Annotated in this window: 17 protein-coding genes and 1 pseudogene; 3 read left to right on the plus strand and 15 right to left on the minus strand. The window is 63.4% G+C overall.

The features are described 5' to 3' along the window. Nucleotides 1-4 precede the first annotated feature (4 nt). The 12 genes from J8C05_RS13735 to J8C05_RS13790 form a co-directional block, all read right to left on the minus strand. Nucleotides 5-3,127 carry a WD40/YVTN/BNR-like repeat-containing protein gene (locus tag J8C05_RS13735; protein ID WP_211423325.1) on the minus strand — a complete coding sequence of 1,041 codons (3,123 nt, stop codon included), beginning with the start codon at nt 3,125-3,127 and terminating at the stop codon, nt 5-7. Between the two features lie 185 nt (nt 3,128-3,312). After that, nucleotides 3,313-4,083, minus strand: coding sequence for a LolA-like protein (locus J8C05_RS13740; RefSeq protein ID WP_211423326.1), 771 nt, complete (start codon nt 4,081-4,083; stop codon nt 3,313-3,315). A 392-nt stretch (nt 4,084-4,475) separates the two neighbouring features. After that, nucleotides 4,476-5,225: a LolA family protein gene (locus tag J8C05_RS13745; protein WP_211423327.1), complete on the minus strand. Its 750-nt coding sequence runs from the start codon at nt 5,223-5,225 to the stop codon at nt 4,476-4,478. Between the two features lie 119 nt (nt 5,226-5,344). Continuing rightward, nucleotides 5,345-5,818 (minus strand): VOC family protein, encoded by a 474-nt coding sequence (locus tag J8C05_RS13750; RefSeq protein WP_211423328.1) that lies wholly within the window; start codon nt 5,816-5,818, stop codon nt 5,345-5,347. A 102-nt stretch (nt 5,819-5,920) separates the two neighbouring features. Continuing rightward, nucleotides 5,921-6,931, minus strand: coding sequence for a COX15/CtaA family protein (locus tag J8C05_RS13755; RefSeq protein WP_211423329.1), 1,011 nt, complete (start codon nt 6,929-6,931; stop codon nt 5,921-5,923). Further along, a complete protein-coding gene (locus J8C05_RS13760) occupies nt 6,928-7,758 on the minus strand; it encodes a tyrosine-type recombinase/integrase (protein ID WP_211423330.1) in 831 nt (276 codons plus the stop codon). Before J8C05_RS13760 ends, J8C05_RS13755 begins: the two co-directional genes overlap by 4 nt. Continuing rightward, entirely contained in the window at nt 7,755-8,153 is a 399-nt protein-coding gene (locus tag J8C05_RS13765; protein ID WP_211423331.1) for a hypothetical protein, read from the minus strand. Before J8C05_RS13765 ends, J8C05_RS13760 begins: the two co-directional genes overlap by 4 nt. Nucleotides 8,154-8,285: 132 nt before the next feature. Then, nucleotides 8,286-12,482: a C25 family cysteine peptidase gene (locus J8C05_RS13770; RefSeq protein WP_211423332.1), complete on the minus strand. Its 4,197-nt coding sequence runs from the start codon at nt 12,480-12,482 to the stop codon at nt 8,286-8,288. A gap of 8 nt (nt 12,483-12,490) precedes the next feature. After that, entirely contained in the window at nt 12,491-12,916 is a 426-nt protein-coding gene (locus tag J8C05_RS13775) for a S26 family signal peptidase (protein ID WP_211423333.1), read from the minus strand. Next, nucleotides 12,913-13,779 carry a hypothetical protein gene (locus tag J8C05_RS13780; protein ID WP_211423334.1) on the minus strand — a complete coding sequence of 289 codons (867 nt, stop codon included), beginning with the start codon at nt 13,777-13,779 and terminating at the stop codon, nt 12,913-12,915. Before J8C05_RS13780 ends, J8C05_RS13775 begins: the two co-directional genes overlap by 4 nt. A gap of 340 nt (nt 13,780-14,119) precedes the next feature. Further along, nucleotides 14,120-15,373, minus strand: a complete 1,254-nt coding sequence (locus J8C05_RS13785) for a radical SAM/SPASM domain-containing protein (protein ID WP_211423335.1) — start codon at nt 15,371-15,373, stop codon at nt 14,120-14,122. A gap of 10 nt (nt 15,374-15,383) precedes the next feature. After that, a complete protein-coding gene (locus J8C05_RS13790; protein ID WP_211423336.1) occupies nt 15,384-15,683 on the minus strand; it encodes a PqqD family protein in 300 nt (99 codons plus the stop codon). Between the two features lie 371 nt (nt 15,684-16,054). Here J8C05_RS13790 and J8C05_RS13795 point away from each other — a divergent pair, with 371 nt between their 5' ends. Beyond that, a complete protein-coding gene (locus J8C05_RS13795; RefSeq protein WP_211423337.1) occupies nt 16,055-19,984 on the plus strand; it encodes a Kelch repeat-containing protein in 3,930 nt (1,309 codons plus the stop codon). 49 nt (nt 19,985-20,033) lie between these two features. On the opposite strand, the gene J8C05_RS13800 is transcribed toward J8C05_RS13795, so the two are convergent. Next, nucleotides 20,034-21,677 carry an NAD+ synthase gene (locus J8C05_RS13800; RefSeq protein ID WP_211423338.1) on the minus strand — a complete coding sequence of 548 codons (1,644 nt, stop codon included), beginning with the start codon at nt 21,675-21,677 and terminating at the stop codon, nt 20,034-20,036. 284 nt (nt 21,678-21,961) lie between these two features. On the opposite strand from J8C05_RS13800, the gene J8C05_RS13805 reads away from it, so the two are divergent. Then, the gene (locus tag J8C05_RS13805; protein WP_082670891.1) at nt 21,962-22,354 is read left to right on the plus strand and encodes an HU family DNA-binding protein; all 393 of its coding nucleotides are present in this window, start codon (nt 21,962-21,964) and stop codon (nt 22,352-22,354) included. Between the two features lie 288 nt (nt 22,355-22,642). Next, nucleotides 22,643-23,068 (plus strand): annotated as a pseudogene (locus J8C05_RS15570) (ligand-binding sensor domain-containing protein); the annotation flags it as partial. Between the two features lie 309 nt (nt 23,069-23,377). Here J8C05_RS15570 and J8C05_RS15575 read toward each other — a convergent pair. Further along, nucleotides 23,378-24,712: an RNA-guided endonuclease InsQ/TnpB family protein gene (locus tag J8C05_RS15575; protein WP_211431228.1), complete on the minus strand. Its 1,335-nt coding sequence runs from the start codon at nt 24,710-24,712 to the stop codon at nt 23,378-23,380. Then, on the minus strand, nt 24,703-25,353 hold the full coding sequence (locus tag J8C05_RS13815; protein WP_459543843.1) for an IS607 family transposase: 651 nt from the start codon (nt 25,351-25,353) through the stop codon (nt 24,703-24,705). The genes J8C05_RS15575 and J8C05_RS13815 overlap by 10 nt, the downstream gene beginning before the upstream one ends. Nucleotides 25,354-25,359: the final 6 nt, after the last annotated feature.

A 25,359-nucleotide genomic window follows, 5' to 3' on the forward strand; every position in this document is an offset into this window, starting at 1 on the left:
CTGATCAGGGGCGGCGGTCGAATGCTTCACGGGTCAGGGGTTCAATGACAGCCAGGTTCCGGGCCTTCAGTGCGGCATTGACCGGGGACAACTCATCCGTCATGAGCTTCCTGAGCTGCGCTTCAGCCTGCTCGACGGCCTGCCGGTAAGGCACCACGAGCGCCAACTGCGAGGCCGACGGCCGCCCACCGTAGTAGCTGATCTTGCCGTAGAGATCGGCCAGCTTTTCACGCAACTGCTCCTCGCCGGTAATACCGCCTTCACGGGTGGCCACGAGGGTCGCCCGCAGCGCCTGGCAACGGTCAGCAAAATCCGTAAGCTGCTTGCCCAGCGCGTCCTCAGCCGCCAGCCCCTTGGCGCGCGCCCGTGCAGCATCACGGGCTTCAGTAAGCGCTGCATCAACATAAGCCAGGCGCTCCAGCAGGGCATAGAGTTCGAGTTGGGTCTGCTGCTTCAGCGTGCGGTCGGACGGGCGATGCGGCGAAGTCGGGTCCGCTGCCAACGTGATCGCGCCGGTGTACACCTGCTTATCTTTGATGAGCTTGACCGTATAGGTCCCTTCCAGCACCGTCGGGCCCGGAAGTGGGAACGGCGCAGCTTCCGAGCGCGGCACCCGGGGCGGTTTGAGCCGGGTTGACCACTCCACCCGGTTGATGCCTTTCCGTTTGCCGCCAGGCAGCGTCGAAATCAAGTCCCCGGCCGGGTTGTAGATTTCCACGCGGAAATCGCCCACCACATGCCGTTCCTTCAGGTAGTAGGTGATGATGGCGGCGTCCGGCAGTGGTGTGCCGCGAAACTCATCGTCGCCGGAGAAGCTCTGGGAAATGACCGGCGTCCGCAACAGGGACGGACGTGTTTCCAGGAAAGCCACTTCACGTCCGAGCACTTCCGGCGTCAACTGCCGCAGGGGGGAAATATCGTCCACGATGTAGATGCCCCGCCCGTGGGTCGCCAGAATCACATCGCCTTCGCGTGGGTGGACGCACAGATCGTAGATCGGCAGCCCGTTCGGCAGCCCGCCGGTGAACTTCACCCACCGCTCGCCCCGGTCAATGGAGACGAAAAAACCCATTTCCGTACCAAGAAACAGCAGGTTGCGAACCATCGTGTCTTCCCGGATGACGTGCGCGTAGCCGGTCGCATCGCCCTGCGTCAGGCGTTGCCAGGTCTGGCCGAAGTCATCCGTCCGATAGATGTATGTCGCCATATCCCCGGTGCGGTGGCCGTCAAACGTGGCGTAGGCCGTTCCAGCCGCAAACCGGGACGCCTCGACACAACTGCACCAGGTGTTGGGCGGCAGCCCCGGAACATTGCGCACGACATTCGTCCACGTCCGGCCGCCATCGCGGGTCACCTGCAGGTTGCCGTCGTCAGTGCCAACCCAGATGACCTTCTCATCCAGCGGCGACTCGCTGATAGTGAAAATCGTGCAGTGATTCTCCGCCGTGGAGTTGTCCACGGTCAGCCCGCCGGAGGCTTCCTGTTTCTGCTTGTCGGGGTCATTGGTGGTAAGGTCGGGGGAAATCCGCGTCCAGGATTCACCCCTGTCGCGCGACAAAAACAGGTACTGCGCGCCGAAGTAGAGGTTGGCCGGATTTTTGCGCCCAACGGCAATGGGGCTGTTCCAGTTGAAACGGAGCCTTTCGCCAGGCACCTCCGGCGGCGCAATGAACTTCGTCTCATTGGTACGCCGGTCCCACCGCGCCAGATTGCCGCCCTGCGATTCGAGATAGACCACGTTGGCATCGGTCGGGTCGGGCACTGCCCAGAAGCCGTCTCCAAACCCGATGTTGCGCCAGTCGGCATTGGTGATGCCGCCCGGCTTGTGTGATGGACCCATCCAGGTGCCGTTGTCCTGCAAGCCGCCATAGACGTTGTACGGCCGCGCATTGTCGGCCGTCACGTGGTAAAACTGCGCCACCGGCAGCGTGCGCAGCAGGCGGAACGTCCGGCCGCCGTTGAGCGATTCATACACGCCGCCATCCGTGCCAAGCAGCAGGTGGTCAGTATTGGCTGGATTGATCCAGAGGGCGTGGTGGTCGCTGTGTGTGCTGCCGGCAATGGTCTCGAAGGTCTTGCCGCCGTCCTGACTGCGGGCCAGCGTGGTGGCCGGCTTGTACACCCGCCGGTAATCCTTCGGGTCAACCACCAGCAGGCTGAAATAAAACGGACGCGACTTGACGCTGGCATTGGCATCATTGACCTTCGTCCAGCTTTCACCCAAATCCTGCGACATATACAGCGCCGTCTTGCGGCTTTCGACGTTGGCATAGACGACATTCGGACGTGACGGCGCAACAGCGAGGGCGATCCGCCCCAGGTCGCCTTCGGGCAGGCCTGCGGTCAGCTTCTTCCAGGTCTTGCCGCCATCGGTGGATTTGTGGAGACCGCTTCCGGGGCCGCCGGAAGTGAACGTCCAGGGCTGCCGGCGGAACTGCCACATGGCGGCATAGACAATGTCCGGTTCCTGGGGATCGAGAGCAACGTCGGCGCAGCCCGTGTCGGCATTGACGTAGAGGACTTTCGTCCAGGTCTTGCCGCCGTCGGTGGTTTTGTACAGCCCGCGTTCCTCGCCGGAGGACCACAACGGCCCCAGCGCCGCCGCATAAACCGTGTCGGGACGGCGCGGGTCAATGACAATGCGGGCAATCCGTTCGGTTTTTTCCAGCCCCACGCGCGTCCAGGTTTCGCCGCCATCGGTCGTCTTATAGATGCCGTTGCCGACCGAGACCGAGTTGCGCGTCCAGCCTTCCCCGGTGCCCACCCAGACGGTTTCCGGGCGGCTCTGGTCAATGGTCAGCGCGCCGATGGACTGGGTGTGTTTGTCAAAGACCGGGCGGAAGGTCAGACCGCCGTCGGCTGATTTCCACACGCCGCCGCTGGCTGCGCCGACATAGATGGTTTTCGGGTTGGTGTTGACGACATCGAGGGCGGCAATCCGGCCGCTCATCGTTGCCGGGCCGATGGCCCGTGCGGTGAAAGCTCCGAGCATCGAGGCATCCAGCGCCACCGGGGCCGGGGCGGTGGCGGCTGGCGTCGGGTTGGAAGATTGCTGGGCCAGACTACCAGGCGAAAACAGGCAGCACAGGGCGAGCGCCGCCCTGAACAGTGGCTTGAGGGTGTACATAGGCTTTGGAAAAAACAGCGTGCTGGAGTTGAACTGAAGGTGAAAGCTGCCCAGAAGAACGCCAGTCAGCAGAGTGCGTCGGCGTAACGACCGGGCCGGCCGGATGACCGGCCCGATAACTGGTCAGTATTCTTCGTCGTAGTTGTATTCCACTTTGGGGGACTCCTGACTCCGGGCCTCTCGACTTAGGGAATCTTGAACAGACTATCATCAACCTCGACGTTGTGTTCCACCCGATCCAACACAATCTGGACGACCTGTTGCCCGTCGACGAACCGGTCAATGGCATGGGCGGTCATGATCCCGTTGACTTCCTTGTAGTCGGAAAACAGCGTATCAATTTCAAACTCCCTGCTTCCAAACCCTTCGCCCTGAATTTTTTCCTTGCTCCGAACCTTGAGAATGAGACCGCTCTCGGCATCCACGTAGTAAGTCTCAACCTTGCCACGCTTGTTGGTCACTTTGACGACGTGGACTGGCGTGCCGTTGAGTTTCTCATCCATCATTAACTCCAGGTTATAGCCTTTCTCGGCTGAATCCACAAAGGGGCCGTCGAAGTCGGGTGAACTGACCCAGAACAACGATTGAATCAATTCGCTGAGCTGATCTTTGGGTATAATTCTGGGGCTGAGAGAAGCACTAGAGGAGTCAATTAGCCAGACAAACGTGCCGTCGCAGGCCTGCACTATCTTGGCTCCACGCAGACTCATTTCCTGGCGCATTTTGTTGGGACGCACCGCGAAATGGACCAGCTTCAGCATTTCCCCTTCCCTTCCTTTGAAGCGTACCAGTTTGCCACTCTTTTTGATGGATTTGATGGTTTTCAGCTTCTCTCCGCCTTGCGCCTCGACAATCTGGGCAACGACGGATTCAAGGGTTGGCTTCCTGCAACCTAAAGCCAGTGCCAGAACACATGCCAACAACCCACATGTCAACAGCGAAGCGTGACGCAGCATGCAAAAGCTCCTTTTGAAGGAAGAAGGGTTGGGAACTCAGGGTGTGCACGGATCACTGCACAGTGTGGCCACGCCCGCCGCAAGGTTCTCAGGTGATTTCCTTCAGAAGTTGTCGTGGACGACACGGGCAGTTCATCGGACGGTTTTGCCTCCGGTGCGCTGCCCCCCCAACAACTCCCTTAGACGCGAACACTTCGGCAACGTGGCAGAAACATGGCCGATGGCTTTGAATTCCATTTGAATTCCAGATGCTTTTGAATTCCAGATGCTTGCCTGCCGGGTCGCAGGAAAACATCGTCAGGTGCAGGTCCGCCCGGAAGAACGCCAGTCAGCAGAGTGCGTCGGCGTAACGACCGGGCTGGCCGGATGACCGGCCCGGTCAACCGGTCAGGTTATTCTTCGGGCATCTTGAACAGACTGTCCTCAACCTCGACGTTGTGTTCCACCCGCTCGAACACAATCTGGATGAACGGTTGCCCTCCGATGAACCGGTCAATGGCATGGGCGGTCATGATCCCGTTGACTTCCTTGTAGTTGGAAAGCAGCGTCTCGACTTCAACCTCATTGCCCTGGATTTTTTCCTTGCCCCGGACCTTAAGAATGAGACCGCTCCCGGCATCCACGTAGTAGGTTTCAACCTTGCCGCGCTTGTTAGTCACTTTGACGACGTGTACCGGCGTCCCGTCGAGTTCCTCATCCGCCGCCAGCTCCAGCTTGTAGCCCTTCCTGGCCGAATCCACGAAGGGGCCGTCCATGTCGGCGGCATCCATCAAAACACTGGCCTCATCTTCAGCCATTTTTTCGGGTTTGGAAGAGCCGGTAAAGGGATTGATTTGCCAGGCCGTCGTACCATCGTAGGCCTGCACGAGTTTGGCCCCACCCAGACTGATTTCCTGGCGTACTTTGCCGGGACGCGCCACGAAACCGACCAGCGGCCCCTCGGCCTGCCCACCGCCGAAGACCAGCTTGCCGGTTGTCTTGATGGATTTGATGGTTTTCAGTTTTTCTCCGCCTTGCGCCTTGACAATCTGGGCAACGACGGCTTCAAGCGTCGGTTCATCGGCAGCCCGGACGCTGCCAAAAGCCAGTGCCAGAACACATACCAAAAGCCCACAGGACAACAGCGAGGTGCGACGCAGCATGCAAAAGCTCCTTTGAAAGAAGAATGGTTGGAAAGTTAGGGTGTGTATGGTCATGGCGCGGTAACGCCCACAGCAGCCGTAAAGTTCTCAGGGAGTTTTCCCGGACAACACACAACAGTTTATCGGATGGTTTCACCCCCAGTGCGCTGCCCCCCGGCAGCCCCCTGGGGCGCGAACAGTTCGGCGGCATGGCGGAAGGCTTTGAATTCCAGATGGTTGCCGGCCGGATCGCAGAAAAACATCGTTGCCTGCTCACCGACCTGCCCGGCAAAGCGGATGTATGGCGGGACGACGAACGTCACGCCCGCTTGAGTGAGTCGTTCTGCCAGCGCATGAAAGGTCTCCCAGTCAAGCACTACACCAAAGTGCGGCACGGGGATGGCTTTGCCGTCCACCGGATTGTGACCTGCCACCAGGGCGCTGCCGCCAGTGATGCGATGGGCCGTGATCTGGTGTCCCCAGAAGTCAAAGTCAATCCAGTCGTCGCTTTCACGTCCCACCCGACAGCCCAGCAACTCGACGTAAAAGCGCCGGGCCGCCGCCAGGTCTGTGACCGGAAAAGCCAGATGAAAGGGATACAATGTCGCTTGCATGGCGTGCCTTCCCCTGGGAGCGCGGGCGTCCCGCCCGCAGAGTGGTCATGTAATGTAATAGCGGGCTGGAAGTCCGCGCTCCCAGGCACTGCCAATCATCTTTCAGATTCCTGTTGCAGCGTAATCATCCTGCGGGCGGGACGCCCGCGCTCCCAGGGTAGCGGGTGTCACCGGCTCGGCATCCTGACCAAGCGCCGCCGCAGCCAGCAGCACCAACGCCACCCACAGGGCATCGGCAAAAAACAGGTGAATAAGCTGCATCCAGATAGGCGCCAGCAACCAGACGTTGATGATTCCCAGTACGAATTGCGCGCCCACGATGGCGATGACGACCGCAGACATCCGCGCCGTGGCGGGGCCCGTGCGCAGCCGGGCGGCCGCCATGACGATGACGGCGCTCGCCAGCACGGCCGCCACCGGATGGAGCCAGCGGAGTTTGACCGTGAAATGCGCCAGTCCCGAAAACTCTTCGGCAATCCCCTGCGCCAGTGAAGTGGCCGGAAACAGCGTGTCGCCCAGCGCCGCAATCGCGCCCGTGACGCCGACCACGAGCGCCGCCACGAAGGACGCCAACAGATGGCGGACGGTCCTTTCGTGGCCGGACAACCGCACCGGCGGAAAACCGCTGATCCAGTAGGCCGTCAGGGTCAGCGCGCCAAGCAGCAGAAACGTGTTCACCAGATGCACGGACATATAGACCGCCCGCGCCACCGAGCGGTTGTCGGCCACAAGTTCCAGCTTGACAAGTAACGCGCCAATGAGCGCCTCGATGAGGATGAAGGCCAGGGACCAGCCGGCCGCCCGGCGGACGTGATGCCCGCGCGCAAAGCGCCGGAACGACCAGATCACCAGCGCCACCACACCCAGCAGGGCAATGCCGCTCGTGGCCCGGTGCATAAACTCCACGAACGTGGCGAACTGTCCCGCCGGCGGGACGACCTCGCCGTTGCACAGCGGCCAGTGACTGCCGCAGCCGTCGCCGGATTTTGACGCCCGGACGTAAGCCCCCCAGACGATCACCAGCACATTCCACCCGACCACGCCCCAGGCAAAACGGCGCAACCGGTCTTCAGCCGGTGCCCCGGCGGTCAATCCCTTACGTTCACCTGTCATACGTTTGTCACTAAACCTTCTTCCGGTGCTTTGGCACGCGCGGCCCGGCGTATCATCTGGGGGTTGAGTGCCGGATAGTCAAGCAGTTCACCGTACCGCCGCACGAGCTTGAAGATGAAACGGGGCGTCAGGGAACGCCCCCCGACCGGACGGTTGGCTGCCGTGCCCTGAATGAGCGCCGCCTCCGGCCCAAACCCTTTGGCCAACCGACGCAACGGCAGATCGCGCCGCAGATAATCATCCAGCGCCACCTTGACCGCCGGCGACAACCCCACGGTACGCGCCCAGCGGGTGCCCCGTCCCACCTGAAGCCCCAGGCCGGTTTCCACAGCGGGACAGCGCACCACATCCTGCTGCCGGAGCAGGCAGATTTCGGACACGCGCAAGCCCAGCTCCCCAAGCAGCCGCAGCACACAGGCATCGCGCAGCCCAACCAGTGTACGCTTGTCCGGCAGCGCCAGAAGCGCCGTCAGCATCGGCGCATCGCAAACTGTTGTCTCCCGGCGACCGCGCGTGGAGGGGCCCACAATCCGGGCCGGGTTACGCTCCACCAGATGGTGCGCGGCCAGCTCGGTGTAGAACTTCCGCAGTGCCGTCAGCCGGACGCCAACCGTCGGCGGGGATACCCGCGCCAGCAGAAACTGACAAAAGGCGTTGACATCTTCCGGTGTGGCATCCAGCCAGCCCTTATCCTGCTCCCGGAGCCAGGCATCGAACTGCACCAGCGCCGCCGCATAGACCCGCCGGGTCGTCTCTGACCCCAGACGGGCGAGAAATGCCCACCGGCAGGCATCCAGCCTGCCAGCCGCCAGCCGGAGGCCGGTCATCCGGCGGCTTCCTGCGCGCGCTGCCGCCGCGCCTGCACGAATGAGTTGATGCACAGGGCAAGCATCTCGCCGCAGATCAGCAGCATGCCGATTTGCAGCGCCAGCGCCAGCAACCGCGCGCCAAACGTGCCATTCACCAGACTCATGACGATGGGAACAAGCCCGCCAACCGTACCGAGCAGGGCCACGGCCGAAGCCGCGTGCATGGCGTGTTTGCGGAGCGATTCGCGCAGCGCCAGCACGCCACACAGCACAAGCAGCACGCCAAACGCACCCGGTATCAGTGCCGTCCTGCCGCTGTTGGCCGGGTCCTTGAGTACGTAACCAATCACACTCAACGCCATCAGGGCAGCGCCGTTGGCAATCGAAAGCAATGGCATCGGTAGGGACTTCATGGTTTCTCATCCTTCACGGGCCCTGCATCCAGGGCGCAACTTGAGCGCCATTCAAAAGATGAGCGCCGCACCCATCGTACGGCGCTCACCAGCGTCAATCAAGCAACGGAAGCCTTGCCACAGCCGGTCGTGCTACCGCCGGGGTACCTCCCGCACGCGCAGCGTCGGGTCGCCCAACAGCGTCCACGACCGCCGGACTTCCAGGCTGTTCGTCCCCAGCTTCGCACGCCGGATGGCATCGCCCAGACGCGCGGCCGGCTCCAGCCCGTACAGGGCATCGAGCAGCCCCACATTCGCCCCGTGCTGCTCTGTGCTGCCCGTCAGCGACGACGACGTCCACGTCGCCACCGCCCCGCCCGGCGCCAGCACCAGCGCCTTGCCCAGGCTGGTCGTGTACAGGTCGTGGTGAAAACCGTTCAGGCAGGTCATCCCGACGACAATCGCCGGCTGCCCCGTGTTCATCAGCCCGGCCGCATCGGCGCTGGTCAGAAGGTTCTCGGCCGCCCAGTTCTGGGTTGAACCGTGCCCAACGTAGTTGACCAGCCCCGCTCCGCTGTTGAAGCCCGCCAGCACGGCCGCCCGCGCCCCGGCCGCACCCAGCACACTCAGCCGGATGGGCGTCACCTGCGCCGGATCGGGCGCCAGACCGATGATGTCTGTCGCCGCCTGGTCAAAATCGCCGCCGTCGTCAGGATTGTCCGCCACGACCACCACCCGCTGCTTCCAGTCGGCCGCGCCGGCCCGCTCATAGGTCAGTATCTTGCCGATGACAATCTCCGCTTCGGCCGGCGTCCTGACCGGCAACCGCCCAATGGCTAGCTGTGCCAGTCCCGTCCCGCCAAAGTCGCCAAACCAGTCGTCCACGGCCGTTTCCAGCGTGCCGACCGCCAGCAGCTTCGTCGGAATGAAGTGCCCGCCAAAGCCCAGATAGTCGCGCGGGTCAAAGGTCGCATTCCCCATCAGCAGCACATACCGCGCCGGCCGCGCCCAGCGCAAAGCCGCCGTCTCCAGAAACGCCCGCACGGCGGCCGTGGAGGGCGCGCCATAGCCCCACTCGTCATAGACATCCGTGATGTCCACGACGACCGTCCGCAGCCCTTCCGCCTGCCGCGTCCGGGCCAGCCGTTCGGCAGCCGGGCGGAAAGCGCCGTGGGTCAAAATGACGAAATCGGCCGCCATGTCCGTGCGGTGCCAGGCTGAAGGCGTGTTGGCTTCGACCTGCGGCGACCACATCGCCCCCGTTGTCGTCAGCAGGATGTCCCGCCCTGCCGCGGCCCCCAGCATCGCCGTCTGCCCCATCATCCGCACCGGAAGCTGCACCGGCGCCTCCGGCTGCGTGATGTCAAAGGCAACAGCCGGAGCCGTAAAGCCTGTCACCTGCAGCGTGTGCCGCCCGCCCGTGCGTGGTACGTGAACCAGCAACCGGTCATCCGCCGCCTGAAGCTGCCGGGCATACTCGACCGTCAGCGTCTTGACCAGGTTGACATCCCCGGCTTCCGTCGCCTGAAGCGTCACGGTATTCGCACCGTTGATGACCTGTTCGGCCGGCACGGTCCACGTCGCCTGCCCCACACTCCGCCCGGTGTACGTCACCGCGCCAAGCGGCTGCCCGTTCCACAAGACGTTCACCGTGTGCGCGCCGAGCGAGACGCCCTGCAGCTCGACGCTCACCTGCGCCGGCTCGCCGCTCGCCGTCGCCGGATCACGTACCACGATGTCCTGCGCTACGGGGCTGTTGGTGACGACACTGCCGAAGAAGTTGTCCTCGTCGCCGTTGAGCAGCGCCGCAAAGTAGATGGTCTTGTCGGCGCGCGTCACCCGCGAGCGGAAGTGCTGCAATGTCGGGCGCAGCATGGGCGCGCCAGCGCCCGGCCCCACCCGGTTGCCCGGTGTCCGTCCCTCGACGAGCCAATAGACCCGCTCGCCGCTATCCGGCGTGTCGTCGGCCACGCCGTAAAACTCGATGCCCTCAGCCGTCACCCGCAGCGGCACCTGCCGCCCGTGGGCATACAGTTGCAGCCGCTCCCGATCAGCCGTCGGCGACAGCCCCGCCGCCGTCAGCGCCCCAAACGTCACCCGCTGCCACCCCGTCCGCGTCACCCGCAGCTTGACCGCCGGCTGCGCCGCCAGCCACTGCTGCGTCTCCAAATCGCCCGGCTGCTCCGGCCCGACGCCAGCCCCGGCCTTGTACCGGGAAGCCTCCTTGCTGCCGGTCAGTTCGGCACCCGCCGGTGCGGCATCATCCTCAATCTGCCGCCCCAGCCGGGACGTGCTGTGTCCCAGCAACGGCGAGTTCTTCAGCAACGCCAGCGGCACAGCCTCGCGCGTCTGGCGCAGGGTGACAGGGCCGTACCACTGCCGCGAACCATCCAGATCGTAGGCTTCCAGCCAGTAGATGGCGCTGCCCTTTACCAGCCGCGCCGTTTCATCGCGCCACGTGTAGCGTTGCCCGGCCGTCAGGGCATCACTGGTCAGCAGGGCGCTGCCGGCAATGAGTTCCGGCGTCAGGCGTTCGCGCCGCCCATCGCGTTCGCGCCAGAGGTGAAAGCCCAAATGCGCGCTTTCGTAACCGGTCGCCCACTGCACCAGCACATCACCCGTCGCGTAGCGCGTTGCCTCAAAGTCGGTCAGGTCAACCTTTGTGGGCACCGGCTGGGGACTGCCTCCGCACTCAGTGCAGCCAGCCCGGTTTACAGCCAGCTCGCAGAGCGGGCCGAAGGTGTAGGTCGCCCGCTCCTGGGTCGTGTTGCCGGTCTCGTCCCGCCAGACGGCGGTCGTGCCTTCCGGCGTCCCGCCCGGCGTCCCCGTGACATTCATCACACAGGGTGAGCCTGTGGTTGGTGAAACCCGGATGACGTAGAACAGCGAAGCGGCGCTGTTGGCGGCAATTGTGCCGGGCGTCCAGGTGATGCTCCCCGAAGTGGCGTCGTCGGCCGGCTGGGTAAACGTCCCCTGGGTTGCCTGCGCCCCGCCGTAGGTGGACTCATTGGCGTAGAAAACTCCTGTCACGGTGGGGATGTTTGCCACCACGCGCCGCGTCCGCGTGCCGATGGTCGTGCCGTCCAGCACGATGTCATGATCGGTCGGGTTGACGATGTCCACCCGCACCCGGTAGAAGGTCGTCTGACCGTTACACGGTGGGTTCGGGCCATTCGTCGGATTGCCAATGTGAAACAGGCGCTGCGTCATATAGGGCTTCACCGGCGCAGTCGTCGCCCCCGCATCCCCCGGAAAGTAAACCCGGAACTTGTCCCCCTGCCGCCAGTTGGCAAGAGTGATGTTGTTGCCGGAAGTGTTTGGCACGGCGGCAGCGTGGTTGCCGATGTAGTAGGTGATGTGGTTAGCGCTGCCGCCGTTGATAGTGATGTTGTTACTCCAGATACCGTAGTCCACAGCGCTGACGCCGGTCGTCCACGGACCAACCACAAAGCTCCTCCACTCCCCATTTGGAGACAATGTTTCAGTACCAGTAGGAATGTTGCGGGTGTAGCCCCCGGTCCGACTCACGAAGGTGATTGCGCCAGTGCCACTGGAGGCGTCCCAGTCAAACTCGTTGGCGCGGCACGTACAACCGCTGGTGATGTAGGGGTAGTAGTTCCACGTAATGGGAGGTTGGCGCTCAGTATTCTGCGGACCAAGATGGATGCCCGGATCGAAGTACATGTTCAGCCCGCGACCGGTCGTGGGACCACCCAGGTTCTGATCCCGGTTGGCCCCGGGATCAAGCGTGTGCGCCGCCACCCCGAAGGGATTGACGCCGCTATTACCTCCACCAGGCTGAATGATGCGCAGCTCCCAGTGACCGGCCGCCGGATTTTCCCTCGTGAAGAAGTTCTTCCACTGGTTGTTGGCGGCTCTGGTGTCGGGGCCGTTCGTGCCCACGGCCGAGTTGTCACCCTGGGTGAAGTTCAGCCCTGTATCGCTCAGGGAAGTATTGAGAGAGATGGATGTACCGGCGGGATCAAACAGGGAGTAGTTTGTTGTTATGTTCCCCACCCGGTTGTCAAAACGGTTCACCCCGGACGGCCCGCCTGTCGAACCGTAGTCAGCGTCGTAAATGTCAATCGTCAGCCGCGAAGTGCCGCTCGGCACCTCGATGAACACCGAGTAGTACGTGTTGAGACCCGGCGAAGCCGAACAACCCACAAAATCACCATTTCCCAGGGGTGCGTTGCTGTCGCGGACGGTGATCATCTGCGCGTTGAGCGGGGTTTTGGCGGCCCGCACTTCCGGCCGCCTGACCACCGGCGGCACCACCCCTGCCAGTAACCCAACCAGCACCAGCACGTAAAGCGGTCTGACTGTGGCCCAAAAACGAGTCCTATTCATCTGCGGTTTCATGGCGTCTTCTCCAATACAGGCTTCAAAAAAGGTTTCCACCGCGCACAACGCTGCCCGAACCGCCGGACGGCCCCGGCCAGCCGTGCGCGGCAGGAACGTGGCGGCAACAGCACGCGCCCCAGAATCGCCCGGCGCGGCACAACATCGGTTGCCTGCCCCTGGGCGTCGCCGCGCAGTACAAACCACGTGTCATCAGCAGCGGAACGAACTGCGATGATGCGATGCGCAATCAGCCGGCCGTCCACCTGCGCCAGAACGATTTCCCCACGCCCCGGCTGCTCATCGGCGCCCAGCGGCCGGACGGTAATCGTCTCGCCGTCGGCAATGGTCGGCGCCATGCTGCGCCCCGGCGCAGTGAACCGCACCGGACAGCCCTGCGCCAGAAGACTTCGGACCAGCGTCGTCCAGCAGACATCGGTCATGGCTGCATCCTCCGTACGTAGTCCACAACAGCCGGCGTCGGACGAAACACGAGTCCGTAACAGGGAACGGCCGTCACGAGCCGTTCCAGAAAACCAGCCGTGAAATCGAGCGCCGCCGCGTCATAAAAAGGCGGAAAAGCACGGGCAAACAGCCGGGCCGCCGCCAGCCCCGGCGGTAGCGGGCGGGCCGCGTCTTCGGCGCCCTTGCACAAAATGAACAGGGCGTTGAGAGGCGTGGCAGCCGGCGCGGCAAACTCGCCTTCCCCGTGCCACGGCGTGCCAAACATCAGCCACTGCCCATCGCACTGGCGGACGATGACCCGGTCATCGCTAAGTACCGTCGCCCCGGCCCGCGTCCAGAGCCGGGCGGTCGTCGTTTTGCCGTCGCCGGACTGCCCGACAAAGAGGAACCCGCGCCCGTCCGTATCCACCACGGCGCAGGCATGGAGTTCGACGCCCCGCCCACGCGCCAGCAGGTTCGTCACCAGCAGCTCATCCACGGGATATTCCAGCGGCGACTGCATGGCGGCGATGACGGCCGGCAGGCGGCGATACCAGACGCAGCCGGTCTGGTAGGTCGGGGCAAACCAGGCAATGCGGTAGGGTTCAGGGCCAAAAACCGGTGAGGCAATGTCGTAGCGATAACCACCGGCGGCCCGGTACAGCGTCCACATCCCGCCGGAGGCAAAGACCAGTTCCGTCGGCTCCGGCGGCGGCACGGCTTCGTCCAGCCAGCCAACGCGGATCGTGGCGTCTGCCGGCGCGTCCTCCCACGGTGCAACGAAGCGAGCGGCCGGGCCGTTGATTTGCAGGGGCAAGCCGAGGCCGGTGGCGTCCACGGCCAGCCGCAGCCCGCCAATCATCAACCGGGTTTGCCGGGAACAGAGACGTTCAGGAAGCAATGGAGAAACACGGACCAAGAAATGAACATGAACTAGGGTTGCTTGGCCCACTGGTGCTGGCAGTCTTGCAGGCACCTAGCACGGCTTCCTCAGCCCGCAACTCAACCCGGACGATGGATGGTTTGGTGTATGGACGCCGCGCCAGCTTTTCCTGCGGCTCCGGCGCCGATGCGGATGATGAATACGGTTCGGTCATGGCTTCTTCAAAAGTGTGATTCAGAAGGCTAAATGTTGCGGGGTCTGGATAGAGCGGGGGCTGGACACATACACGTGAACGCGGTGAACAACAGAAGGCTGAACGTTACAGTGTCTGGGATGCCGCCGTCGGGTGTCCCTGAAGCACTGGCAAGGTCCGGCGGGGCTTGAACGACAGGTCAACACCGAGTTCCCGCGCCCGGGCGCGCAAGGCCGCTACAGAAGCCTGGATGTCCTCGTAACGCTCGCTTCCCGGACGGTACTCGCACAGCGGGTTGGGCTTGAGGTCAAGCCCAAGCAGATAGGCACGCAGATGATTTGTCCGGCAGAAGAAATCCACGGCGGCTTCCTTGTCGCCGTTTTCCAGTTCGTTGACGGCCGCGCAGCTTGTGCACATCGGGCGGATTTCACAGCTTGTACACTTGGCCGGACGGGTTCGGGGCTGCATGCGCACCCGCCGCAGAAACTGCTCCCAGCCCTCGCGGAAACTGCCATGGCGCAGGTCGTAGGTGTCCACCTGCGACAGCACGCAGATGGACATCTCGCCGTATGGGTTTACGGCAAAGGAACTGACACCGCCGCCGCAGTCATAGACGGTGTTGGAGACATAGGGGGCCATGGCAGCCGTCCGGTAGCGGTCGTTGAGCGCGCGCCACTCGGCCATGCGGCGCGGATCGCGCAGGTCCAGCTCGACGACTTCTTCCGGCGTCAGGCGCACTTCCAGCGGCGACTGCGAACAGTCAACCCGTGGATTGATCATGCTGTCGAACTTGAACGGCACACCCAGACTCTCGGCAAAGTCGCGCATGGCGAAGATTTCATCCTTGTTGATGGTCGTGCCGACGGTCTTGAGCTTGAGCGGCAGCCGGCGTTCAAGCAGCAGGCGGATGCCCTGGTGACAGCGGTCGTAGGAGCCGGGCACGCGGGTCAGCCGCTCATAGGTTTCGCGGGTGTGGCCGTAGAGCGTGATCTCGATGGCAAAGGGACGCCATTCAGCCAGATAGTCGGCAATGCGCGGCGTCAGCAGCGTGCCGTTGGTGAACAGCGTGATGATAAAACCCCGGCGCCTGGCTTCGGTGTAGATGTCCAGAAAGTCCCGGCGCGCAAAAATTTCCCCGCCGGTAAAGAGCACCCACAGCGTTCCGGCTTCGGCAATTTCGTCGAAAATCCGCCGGTATTCATCCAGCGAAAGCTCGCGCCGCCGGGCGGCGTGGTCGTTCATTGGCAGGTTGTTGTAGCAGTGCTGGCACACCAGCGGACAGCGGCGGCTCACCTCAAAGGTGGCTTCCAGCGGGATACGCCCGGCCAGCAGCCGCCCGTGCAACCGGCGGCTCAGTTCCGCGTAAGAGACGCTTTCCATGGCTTCCCTCTCAGGCAGCCGAGCTGGCCGCGCAAGGAACCTCAATGATCCCGCTTTCCTCAAGTGCGGCCAGAAATTCAGCGACATCCTGCGCGGCCTGTTCCGGTGACACCTCGAAAGCCTCACAGAGCACCGCGCCGAGCGCAGCTACGTCTCCGGTTGTATCGAGCTGTGACCAGAGCAAGGCGGCCGTGTCGTTCAGGACGTAGATGGCATCCAGATCAGCCGCCTGCCCGCGAATCGGGATCAATAGGGTTTCGTCGGCAATGCGGCGCGTCACACATGGAAGTTTTTTGACAAGGTTGCTCATAAGATTTTTCCAGCTTTCGGGTTGTTTTTTTATGAGTCTCACTTCATACCCATAAAGAGTTGCAATTGTGTTGCACCAGCTTGTCAGTCCAGGACAGTCTCCCAAAAAAAGTTCTCACCTCACTCAGACGCTTCTATCGGCAGGGGCGTCACATGCCTTTCAAAATTTTTTGCCTTCGGGCTTGCGCAACGCCACCTGCCAGCGTCAGAAACGCCCTGCCCCAGGCGAAACCGGGCATGATGGCTTTTGACTTGGCTTTTCACTGGTGCTTGGTGAGAATGGGCGCTTGTTTTCGCGCGCCGCCACGGCGAATGCTGGTGGGGGATCGCTTCCAAATACGTTGGATGACGCTCTTAAGGATGACCTTGTTGATGTCTTCACGCCTGTTGACCCGTCTCGGTCTGGTTCTGATGTTGTGCCTGCATCCGTTGCTGTTGTCTCTCCCGCCCACGCTGGCGTCCGGTGGAACACCACGGCCACTGCGCCCTTCCCAACCCCCAGCGCACACCAGAACGGCTCCGACAACCCTTGCCCTTCCGGGGGCTGCACAGTGGCGTACACTCACACTCGATGAGCGGGTGCGTTACCGCCGGGCGATTGAACAGGTCTATTGGAAACGGCGGCGCTGGGAGGCCACGACACCCAAGCCGGCTTTCGACCGTCTCTTTTCCCAGCCGCAACTCCGCGCCCTTGTCGCAGACGAACTGTGCCAGCAGCACGCACTGGACCTGCTCTGGCATCACGCGCCAACGCCCGCCGAACTCCACGCCGAAGTCAGCCGGATGATGCGCCACTCCAAACAACCGGAAGTGTTGCAGGAGCTGTTTGCGGCGCTGGACAACGACCCCATTGCCATTGCCGAATGCCTGGCGCGGCCGGTGCTGGTCAGACAGCGGTTGCAGGCGGACTATGCCCGTGACCGGCGGTTTCACGGCCGGCTCGAAGCCCAGGTGCGCCAGGCGCTGGAAATCGCGCCCGCGGTTGAGACGCTCTCCCGGCTGGGCGCGGTCTGCACCGAAGTCGAGTTCATCCGCCGTGACCGGCCTGAAGCCTTCGCGGTTGCCGACCTACGCCGCCTGCCGGTGTCCGGCGCGGACTGGGAACACGAAATGGCCCGGCTTGCAGAACGCTTCGGAAGCCACCCGGCCAAACTGGCGCCCGGTATGGTGACGCCCCTGTGTGAAGACGACGAGCGGTTTTTCATTCAGCAGCTTCAGGCGATTGAGAGCGACCGGGTGCGGCTTGTCACAGCCGAATGGCGCAAGGTGGACTTCGATACCTGGTGGGCGCAGGTCAGGGCCAACTACAGCCCCGTCATCCCGACAGTCTCCGGGTCGTTTCCAGAACTCCGTGCGCCGGGCGCAGTGGAAAGCGGCTTTCCCGAGGCCATTGCCGGCAACGACAACCGCTGGGCGCAGGATGCCGGCGATGGTGTCCCGTCCGCGCGTTTCCGCCATACGGCAGTCTGGACGGGCGTCGAAATGATTGTGTGGGGCGGTTTCCGGGGGACGTTCAGCGGCGGCAGCCCGCTCAACACCGGCGGGCGCTACAACCCGATTACCGACACCTGGACGCCGACGCGCGTTGCCCCCAGCGCCATCGGCGCCACCGACGCCGCGCCAGCGCCACGGGTCAACCATACGGCCGTGTGGACCGGCACGCGGATGATTGTCTGGGGCGGCGTCAGCGGCACGCCGGTCAACTCCGGCGCACTCTACGATCCGGTCGAAAACAAGTGGACAGCGACCCGCACCGACCCCAGTTCATCCACGGCCAACGACGGCGCACCGGCCGCCCGGTTCAGTCACGTTGCTGTCTGGCTGGCGCAGGCCGGGCGGATGGTTGTCTGGGGCGGCAACCTCAACTTTGTCGGCAGCATTCCCATCCCAACCAATACCGGCGGCGTCTATAACCCCGAAACCAACGCCTGGAGCGCCACGGCCACGACGGGCGCACCACAGGCGCGGACCGACCACGTGGCGGTTTCGACCGGAACGGCGATGATTGTCTTCGGCGGCGTCAACGCCGACGGCGGCCGCCTCAACAGCGGCGGCATTTATACGCCCAGCAACAACACCTGGACGGCGACAAGCACGACCAATGCCCCCGGACTGTTCACCCCCAGCGCTGTGTGGACGGGAACGGAACTTCTCGTCTGGGGCAGCGTGGCCGGCGCGCCAGCGCCGACCGTGGCCGGTGCCCGTTACAACCCGGGCAACAACACCTGGACAGCCATTGCCACGGCCGGCGCGCCAACGCCGCGCGTCAACCAGAGTACCGTCTGGACCGGCACGGAAATGATTGTCTGGGGCGGGGCGGCGCTCGACGTACGCTTCAACGACGGTGGACGCTACAACCCGGCGACGAACACCTGGACGCCGGTCACAACGGTCGGCGCTCCGTCGGGACGTGAAAACCACACGGCCATCTGGACGGATGCCTACGCCGAACCGAACCAGAACGCCACGAAGTACATGATTGTCTGGGGCGGACAGGGCGGCGACGCCACCGGCGGCCGCTACGATCCCCTCACGAACACCTGGCTTCCGACGGCGACCACGCCCGTTCCGATCGCCCGCGAAGGCCACACAGCGGTCAACACCGGCGTGGAAATGATCATCTGGGGCGGTGCATCAGCCGGTGTGCGGACGCTGACCGGCGGGCGCTACAACCTCGCCACGGCCCAGTGGCTGCCCACGTCCACCCAGGGCGCGCCCGGCGCGGCGATCAACCTGCCGCCCGTGGGCCACACCGCCGTGTGGACAGGCAGCGAAATGATCATCTGGGGCGGACAGACCAACGCCGGCGGGCGCTACAACCCCGTCACGAACACCTGGACGCCCACCTCGCTGACGAATGCCCCCTCGGCACGGGAAGAACACACCGCCGTGTGGACGGGCAGTGAAATGATCGTCTGGGGCGGACGTTTCACGAATCCGTCCAACAATGAGACCAACTACTTTGACAACGGCGGGCGGTACAACCCCGCAACGGATACGTGGGCGGCGACGGCAGCGGATGGTCGCCCCGGGCCGCGCTCCCGGCACACGGCCGTCTGGACGGGCAGCGAAATGATCGTCTGGGGCGGCGTGACCTTTGCCGACAACCGCTTTTCCGAACTGCGCACCGGCGGACGCTACAACCCGACGACGAACACCTGGACGCCCACGCGCACCGATCCGACCAGCTCCGGCGGGACGGACGGCGCGCCGGATGCCCGTTTTGACCACACGGCCATCTGGACGGGCGACCGGATGATCGTCTGGGGCGGGGCGACCACCGCCGCCCGGGCGTTCAACTCCGGGGCGCTGTACAACCCGGCTGCCGACACCTGGGCGGCCACCTCCGCCAACGGCGTACCGTCGGCGCGTTCCGGCCACACAGCCGTCTGGACGGGCCGCGAAATGATCGTCTGGGGTGACGCCGGCGCCACCGGCGGACGCTACAACCCGACGTTCGACTTCTGGCGGCCGGTCGAAACCGAGGGCGCGCCGGATTTGACCGCCAGCCACACGGCGATCTGGGACGCCACCCGCCGGCAGATGGTCGTCTGGGGCGGACGTGGCAGCGGCGGTGTCTCCAATGCGCTGGGGGCTTACGGGGCCCGGGGTGAACAGGGCGACACCGTGGGCATCTTCCGCCGGGGGCAGTTTTTCCTGCGCAACTCGAACACGTCGGGCAACGCCGACCTGGCTTTCGCGTTTGGTGCGGACGGCGACGTGCCCCTGGCCGGTGACTGGAACGGCGACGGCATCACCACCGTCGGGGTCTTCCGCAACGGCACGTTCTTCCTGCGCAACAGCAACGACAGCGGCGTGGCCGACATTGCCTTTGCCTACGGTGGCGCGGAGGACATCCCGCTGGCCGGCGACTGGGACGGCAACGGCACGACGACCATTGGCGTCTATCGCCCGGCCGAACGGACGTTCTTTCTGCGCAACAGCAACACAGCCGGCAACCCGGACATCGTCGTGGTCTATGGCGAGGAAGGCGACCGCCCGATTGTCGGCGACTGGGACGGCAACGGCACGACGACGGTTGGCGTGGTGCGCGGCAACACCTTCCTGCTGCGCAATGCCAACACCGGCGGCGATGCCGATCTGGTGTTCAACTTTGGCAACCCCGATGACAAGGTTGTGGTCGGGGACTTCGACGGCGATGGCGTGGATACGGTCGGCGTCTATCGCGTGCTGACGTTCTTCCTGCGCAACACCAACCTGCCCGGCACGGCTGACTTCCTGCTGGTCTATGGTGCGGATGGCGACGTGCCGCTTGTCGGCAACTGGGACGGGCAGTTGTAGCGCGGAACACCTCGCGGATGCGGCCCGTCAACCGGGATGGGCCCGCCCTTCAGCTTTCGATGACGGCGGCAATCGGCACGCGCCGGCCGCGGCCAAACGCCTTGGGCGTCACCTTGATGCCGGGTGCGGCCTGCTGTCGCTTGTACTCGTTGCGGTTGATGAGTCTGGCGACATACTCGACCGTGGCCCGGTCAAATCCCTCGGCCACGATTTCATCCAGACTCTGGTACCGCTCGATGTACCGCTCCAGGATGGCATCGAGGATGTCATAGGGCGGGAGCGTGTCCTGGTCCGTCTGGTCGGGGCGCAGTTCGGCGGAAGGCGGTTTCGTGATGGTACGGGTCGGGATGACCACCCGATGCCGGTTGATGTAGGCCGCGAGGCGATAGACATCGGTTTTGGGTACGTCGGAAATTGCGGCCAGGCCGCCGCACATGTCGCCATACAGCGTGCAGTACCCCACCGCCAGCTCCGACTTGTTGCCGGTCGTCAACACCAGCGCGCCCGACTGGTTGGAAAAGGCCATCAGGGTGACACCGCGCAGCCGGGCCTGGAGATTTTCCTCGGTCACGCCATGCGGGGGAAAGCCAAAGGCCGGCGTCAGCATCTGCGTCATGGCGCTGACGGCTGGTTCGATGGGCACGACGTGGAAGCCGATGCCCAGGTTGCGGGCCAGTTCGGCGGCGTCTTCAAGGCTGTGGTCGGAAGAATACTTCGAGGGCATCGCCACTCCGGTGACGTTTTCCGGCCCGAGCGCCTGCACGGCCAGGGCTGCCGTCACGGCCGAGTCAATCCCGCCGCTGAGGCCCACCACGGCCTGGCGGAAACCGCACTTGCCCAGGTAATCCCGGATGCCCAGCACAAGCGCGTCATGGATGTCAGCGACTTCGTCGGTGATGCGGGGTGTGATGGGCGCCGGCAGATCAGCCAGATCAACGATGCGGAGGTCTTCCTGAAAGGCGTGGGCTTCGAGCACCAGTTCGCCCTGCGCATCGAGCACCAGACTGCGTCCGTCGAACACCAGACTGTCATTGCCGCCAACCTGGTTGACCAGCACCACGGGCACCTTCAGGGTGCTGGCATGATGGGCCAGCATGGCCTGCCGGAGCGCCCCTTTGCCCCGGTGAAACGGTGAGGCGGAGACATTGATGATGACCTGCGCCCCCTGCTCGGCCAGTTCGCGGACGGGATCGATGTCGTACAGGTGGGTGTCCCAGAACTCGCGGCTGTTCCAGGCATCTTCACAGACGCAGACCCCCAGCCGATAACCGTTCCAGCGGATGATTTCCCGCCGCTCGGACGGCTCGAAATGCCGCGCTTCGTCAAAGACATCGTAGGTGGGCAGCAGCGTCTTGTAGCGGATGGCGCGCAGTTCGCCGCCTTCGAGCAGGGCAACGGCATTGTAGAGCGGCTTGCCGAAGTCATCGGGATTTTCCGCCACAAACCCCACCAGCAGGGCGGTGTCCACGGTGGCGGAGAAGCGCACAAGGTCATCCAGTGCAGCCAGGTTGCGCGCAATGAAAGCCGGGCGGTCGAGCAGGTCCAGCGGGGGGTATCCCGGAATCGTCAGTTCGGGAAAGACGACCAACCGGGCGCCCTGTAACGCGGCTCGCATGGCGTACTGGCGGACTTTGGCCGCATTGGCGACGAAAGCCCCGACCATGGTGTTGATTTGGGCAAGCGCAATTTTCATGGTTATCCTCTGGCTCGGACGGCGTGCAGGGGAAAAGCCTGAATTGTACACGCCGATATGCCGTTGTCACGGGGTTGATATTGTGGTGTCCCGGCCGCCGGCCACAAGGGAACGGACACTACCGGTGGCAGATCAAGCCGCCCCAGGCACTATCAGTCGTAGAGGGCATCAAAAATCGCTTGATTTCATGCGGATGGCTGGCTAGTCTCGTGCAGAAATCCGCTTCACGACAAGGGTAAATCACATCATTTTGCGCATTCGCGCTAGCAGGAGGATTCACTGCCATGGCGGCCAAAGCTCCAAAATCCACGGCAACCAAAGCCACCACCAAGGCCAAAGCCACAGCTCCCAAAGAGGAAGCGCCGGCCAAAAAGGCGCCGGCCAAGAAAGCGGCAGCCAAGCCGATGACCAAAACCGAAATTGTCAACCACTTCGCCGAAAAGTTCGGCTTCCCGAAACAGAAGGTGCGGGAATTTTTCGATGAACAGGCCCGGCTCGCCGCCGCACAGGCCAAAGTCGGCTTCACGATTCCAGGGGTCGGGAAACTGGTTGTCCGGGAATACAAGGCGCGGGAAGGGCGCAATCCACGCACCGGCGAAAAGATCAAAATCAAAGCCCGGAAACGGCTCAAGTTCGTCATTTCCGCCGCTGCCAAAAAAGCGGCCGGTTTCGAGTAGGCGGTCGAGCAGGCGGGAGCCGCACCCTCCAGCCGGGTTTGAATCTCCTGCCTGTGGCGTGCGGCCACAGGCATTTCGTCGTGGAGCGCACGCTCCCCGGATTGCTGTTCTGCGCTTGGGCGCAGTATGCTCCCGGTGGTTTCCCAGGCGGCGCGTGCGTGTCGTCCAAGGGCAGCCGACGCGGTGCTGTTACCAGTCGGGGTTTCCGTGCGCTCCACGCCTACCTGTCCCATCCTGCCGGGCCGCTACCGACGCCACTATCTCCTGCACTGTGGACTGCTGGCCCTCATGTGCGGGCTGTTGCCTGGACTGGAGACGCCTGTCCGGGCCAGACCACGCCAGCTTCCGACGACCTTCGTGCGTCTTTCAACCGGGCAGGGACTCTCACAGAGTACCGCCCAGTGCCTGGCCCAGGACGCCCAGGGATTCATCTGGGTGGGCACGCAGGATGGGCTCAACCGCTATGACGGTTACACCTTCCGGGTGTTTCGCACCGATCCGTCCCAACCGTCCAGCCTGAGTGACAACTACATCACGGCGCTGTGTGCGGACCGCAGCGGATTGTGGGTCGGCACCCAGCACGGTCTCAACCGGTATGATCCGGCACGGGAGACCTTCACCCGTTTTCAACCCCGCGCCGGAGACGAGGCCGGCCTCGCACACGACCGCATCACGGCCCTGCACTGCGATGCCCGCGGTGTTTTGTGGATTGGCACGCCGCGCGGACTCCACCGGCTGGAGGGTGAGCGCCTGGTTCGCCTGGCCTCGCCCCCCGCCCCCGCGGAACAGACGGACAGCCTCAGCGTCATCCGCGCTATCGCCCATGACACAACGGGAAAGCTCTGGCTCGGCACGAACGGCGGGCTGTGGTGTTTCGACCCGGACACCGGGGCATCCACCGTGGTGCTCGGTGATCAGCCTGTCCTGGCGCTGCATTTCGACCGTCAGGGGCGGCTCTGGCTGGCTGGCGCGGGATTGACCTGCTTTGAGCCGGCGCGCGGCCGGTTCACCCGGTTTCTGCTATCAAGAATGTGCGCAAAAGTGCGCACGGTTCTCTTCCTGCCCCGACGCGTCCTGTTGACCACCGTCGTATTTGACAGGCGTGACTTTCCCGACTGCGGCGGGGACCGTCCCCGCCGCAGCGCCGCCATTGCTGGACGGACTCGCCACGGGTAGGGCAGTTTCGGTTGCCAGCCGTTTCAGGTTCAGCGCCGCATTGAGGTCACGGTCATGGTGCGCACCACATTGAGCACACACCCATGTTCGATCTCTCAATGTCAGCGCCTCGTTCTTCCAGCCACAGTTGGAGCACAGTCGGCTGCTTGGATACCAGCGATCAGCGATGGTAAGATGAGTACCGTAGCGCCGGGCCTTGTATTCCAACTGCGAGCGCAACATCCCAAAACCCACGTCAGAGATGGCGCGGGCGAGTTTCTCGTTCTGCAGCATCCCTTTGACGTTTAAATCCTCGATCACCAACGCTTGGTTTTCGCGGCAGAGTCGAGTCGTGAGCTTGTGGGTGAAATCCGCCCGGATATTGGCAATACGGGCATAGAGCCTTGCCAATATCGCAGCGGACTTCTGCCGGTTGTTCGATACCGGCAGGCGCGTTCCTTCAGGCAGGCGGGCATGGCGTTCAAATCCTGCTGCCTTCCTGGCGGCTTCCAGCTTGCGGCTGAGACGTCGGCTACGGATTTCCAGACGGCGCAGCGCTGCTTTGAGCGGCTTGGGCGCCTCGATGACTTCACCGCTGGAGATCGTTGCGGCAGCCTTGATGCCCAGGTCGCTGCCGTTGACCTCGTGCGACGTGCGACGCCGATAGAATTGCGCATCAGGCACCTCGACCTGTATTGCCACAAACCAACGATCCGCGGTGCGGGAGACCGTTGCGCCCAGTATCTTTCCTTTGAATCGCAGTTCCTCGGTCATGGCGACTTCGCCGATCCTGGGCAGACGGATCGTCTTGCCTTCCAGGGTGAACTTGTCGTTGGCAACATAAAAGCTGTCGCGGCAACGGCCCTTTTTCTTGAGCCGTGGCTCGTGCGCTTCTTTGCCCTCCTTGGCGAAGAACCGTCCCCATGCTTTGGCGAGATTCCTGAACGGCTGGGCGTGGGCATCCCGGTGAATGTCCTGCAACCAAGGCCGACCGTTCTCATCGAGCCACTGCGGGTCGGTGTACTTGATGGCGTTGAACTGTTTTTTGAGCGCCATGGCGTTTGGCCTGCCGCCTGCTGCGTATTGCCTGTTCCACTCATTGAGCGCCCAGTTCCAAACACGCCGCGCCGTGCCGCAGGCGCGCCTGAAGTAGTCCACTTGCTCAGGAGTCGGACAAAGAGCGATCTTGTGGGTTAGTTGCATTGTTGGGCCTTTTTGACGTCATTTACATCCTGTTTCAGCGCTTCATTCAACTTCTTTCGATAGTTCCTCAAACCGTACAGCCGGGACGAAAAACAGTGCACGATGGTCATTAAGTCTTGCACCATTTCCTGTTCGGGAGACAGCCGTTCCTGGTTGAGTACCAGCACTTCGCAGCCATGGGCTTGGGCGTAATGTTCGAACCACTCAAAGCCGAAACGGGTGAGGCGGTCCCGGTGAGCGAGGATCAGCATCTTGACTTCCCGTCGCCCGATCTCGTCCATAAGGGCCAGAAACCGCTTGCGCCTGAAGTTCAGCCCGCCGCCCACTTCCTCGATAAACTCGACCCCCGCCAATCCCTTCGCCACCACGAACTCTTCCAGCACTTTGCGCTGATTCGCCAGGTCCGGCTTCTGCGCCGCATTCGATACCCGACAGTAGGCGACAAGCTTGGTTGGCGCATGGTTGGCCTGCCGCAAACCGATGAACTCACGGATCTGCGTCTCAGTGTAGAGGCGGCGGTTGCTGTCCGTTCGGGCCACCGGAATTAGCCTTCCTTCGCGTTCCCAACGCTGCAACGTCTTGACCGAGACACCAAGGAGTTTTGCCGCCTTGCCTGTGCTTATAGTGCTTTCCATGAGCATTATTAT

The sequence above is a fragment of the Chloracidobacterium sp. N genome (genome assembly GCF_018304765.1).
Classification (GTDB): domain Bacteria; phylum Acidobacteriota; class Blastocatellia; order Chloracidobacteriales; family Chloracidobacteriaceae; genus Chloracidobacterium; species Chloracidobacterium aggregatum.

Excerpts from the sequence above, each read along its gene's own strand:
- J8C05_RS13790 (WP_211423336.1), bottom strand. The coding sequence starts at position 15,683 with ATGAGCAACCTTGTCAAAAAACTTCCATGTGTGACGCGCCGCATTGCC.
- J8C05_RS13750 (WP_211423328.1), bottom strand. The coding sequence starts at position 5,818 with ATGCAAGCGACATTGTATCCCTTTCATCTGGCTTTTCCGGTCACAGAC.
- J8C05_RS13760 (WP_211423330.1), bottom strand. The coding sequence starts at position 7,758 with ATGACCGGCCTCCGGCTGGCGGCTGGCAGGCTGGATGCCTGCCGGTGG.
- J8C05_RS13785 (WP_211423335.1), bottom strand. The coding sequence starts at position 15,373 with ATGGAAAGCGTCTCTTACGCGGAACTGAGCCGCCGGTTGCACGGGCGG.
- J8C05_RS13770 (WP_211423332.1), bottom strand. The coding sequence starts at position 12,482 with ATGAATAGGACTCGTTTTTGGGCCACAGTCAGACCGCTTTACGTGCTG.
- J8C05_RS13815 (WP_459543843.1), bottom strand. The coding sequence starts at position 25,353 with ATGCTCATGGAAAGCACTATAAGCACAGGCAAGGCGGCAAAACTCCTT.
- J8C05_RS13735 (WP_211423325.1), bottom strand. The coding sequence starts at position 3,127 with ATGTACACCCTCAAGCCACTGTTCAGGGCGGCGCTCGCCCTGTGCTGC.
- J8C05_RS13800 (WP_211423338.1), bottom strand. The coding sequence starts at position 21,677 with ATGAAAATTGCGCTTGCCCAAATCAACACCATGGTCGGGGCTTTCGTC.
- J8C05_RS13745 (WP_211423327.1), bottom strand. The coding sequence starts at position 5,225 with ATGCTGCGTCGCACCTCGCTGTTGTCCTGTGGGCTTTTGGTATGTGTT.
- J8C05_RS13740 (WP_211423326.1), bottom strand. The coding sequence starts at position 4,083 with ATGCTGCGTCACGCTTCGCTGTTGACATGTGGGTTGTTGGCATGTGTT.
- J8C05_RS15575 (WP_211431228.1), bottom strand. The coding sequence starts at position 24,712 with ATGCAACTAACCCACAAGATCGCTCTTTGTCCGACTCCTGAGCAAGTG.
- J8C05_RS13765 (WP_211423331.1), bottom strand. The coding sequence starts at position 8,153 with ATGAAGTCCCTACCGATGCCATTGCTTTCGATTGCCAACGGCGCTGCC.
- J8C05_RS13780 (WP_211423334.1), bottom strand. The coding sequence starts at position 13,779 with ATGATTGGCGGGCTGCGGCTGGCCGTGGACGCCACCGGCCTCGGCTTG.
- J8C05_RS13755 (WP_211423329.1), bottom strand. The coding sequence starts at position 6,931 with ATGACAGGTGAACGTAAGGGATTGACCGCCGGGGCACCGGCTGAAGAC.
- J8C05_RS13795 (WP_211423337.1), top strand. The coding sequence starts at position 16,055 with ATGTCTTCACGCCTGTTGACCCGTCTCGGTCTGGTTCTGATGTTGTGC.
- J8C05_RS13805 (WP_082670891.1), top strand. The coding sequence starts at position 21,962 with ATGGCGGCCAAAGCTCCAAAATCCACGGCAACCAAAGCCACCACCAAG.
- J8C05_RS13775 (WP_211423333.1), bottom strand. The coding sequence starts at position 12,916 with ATGACCGATGTCTGCTGGACGACGCTGGTCCGAAGTCTTCTGGCGCAG.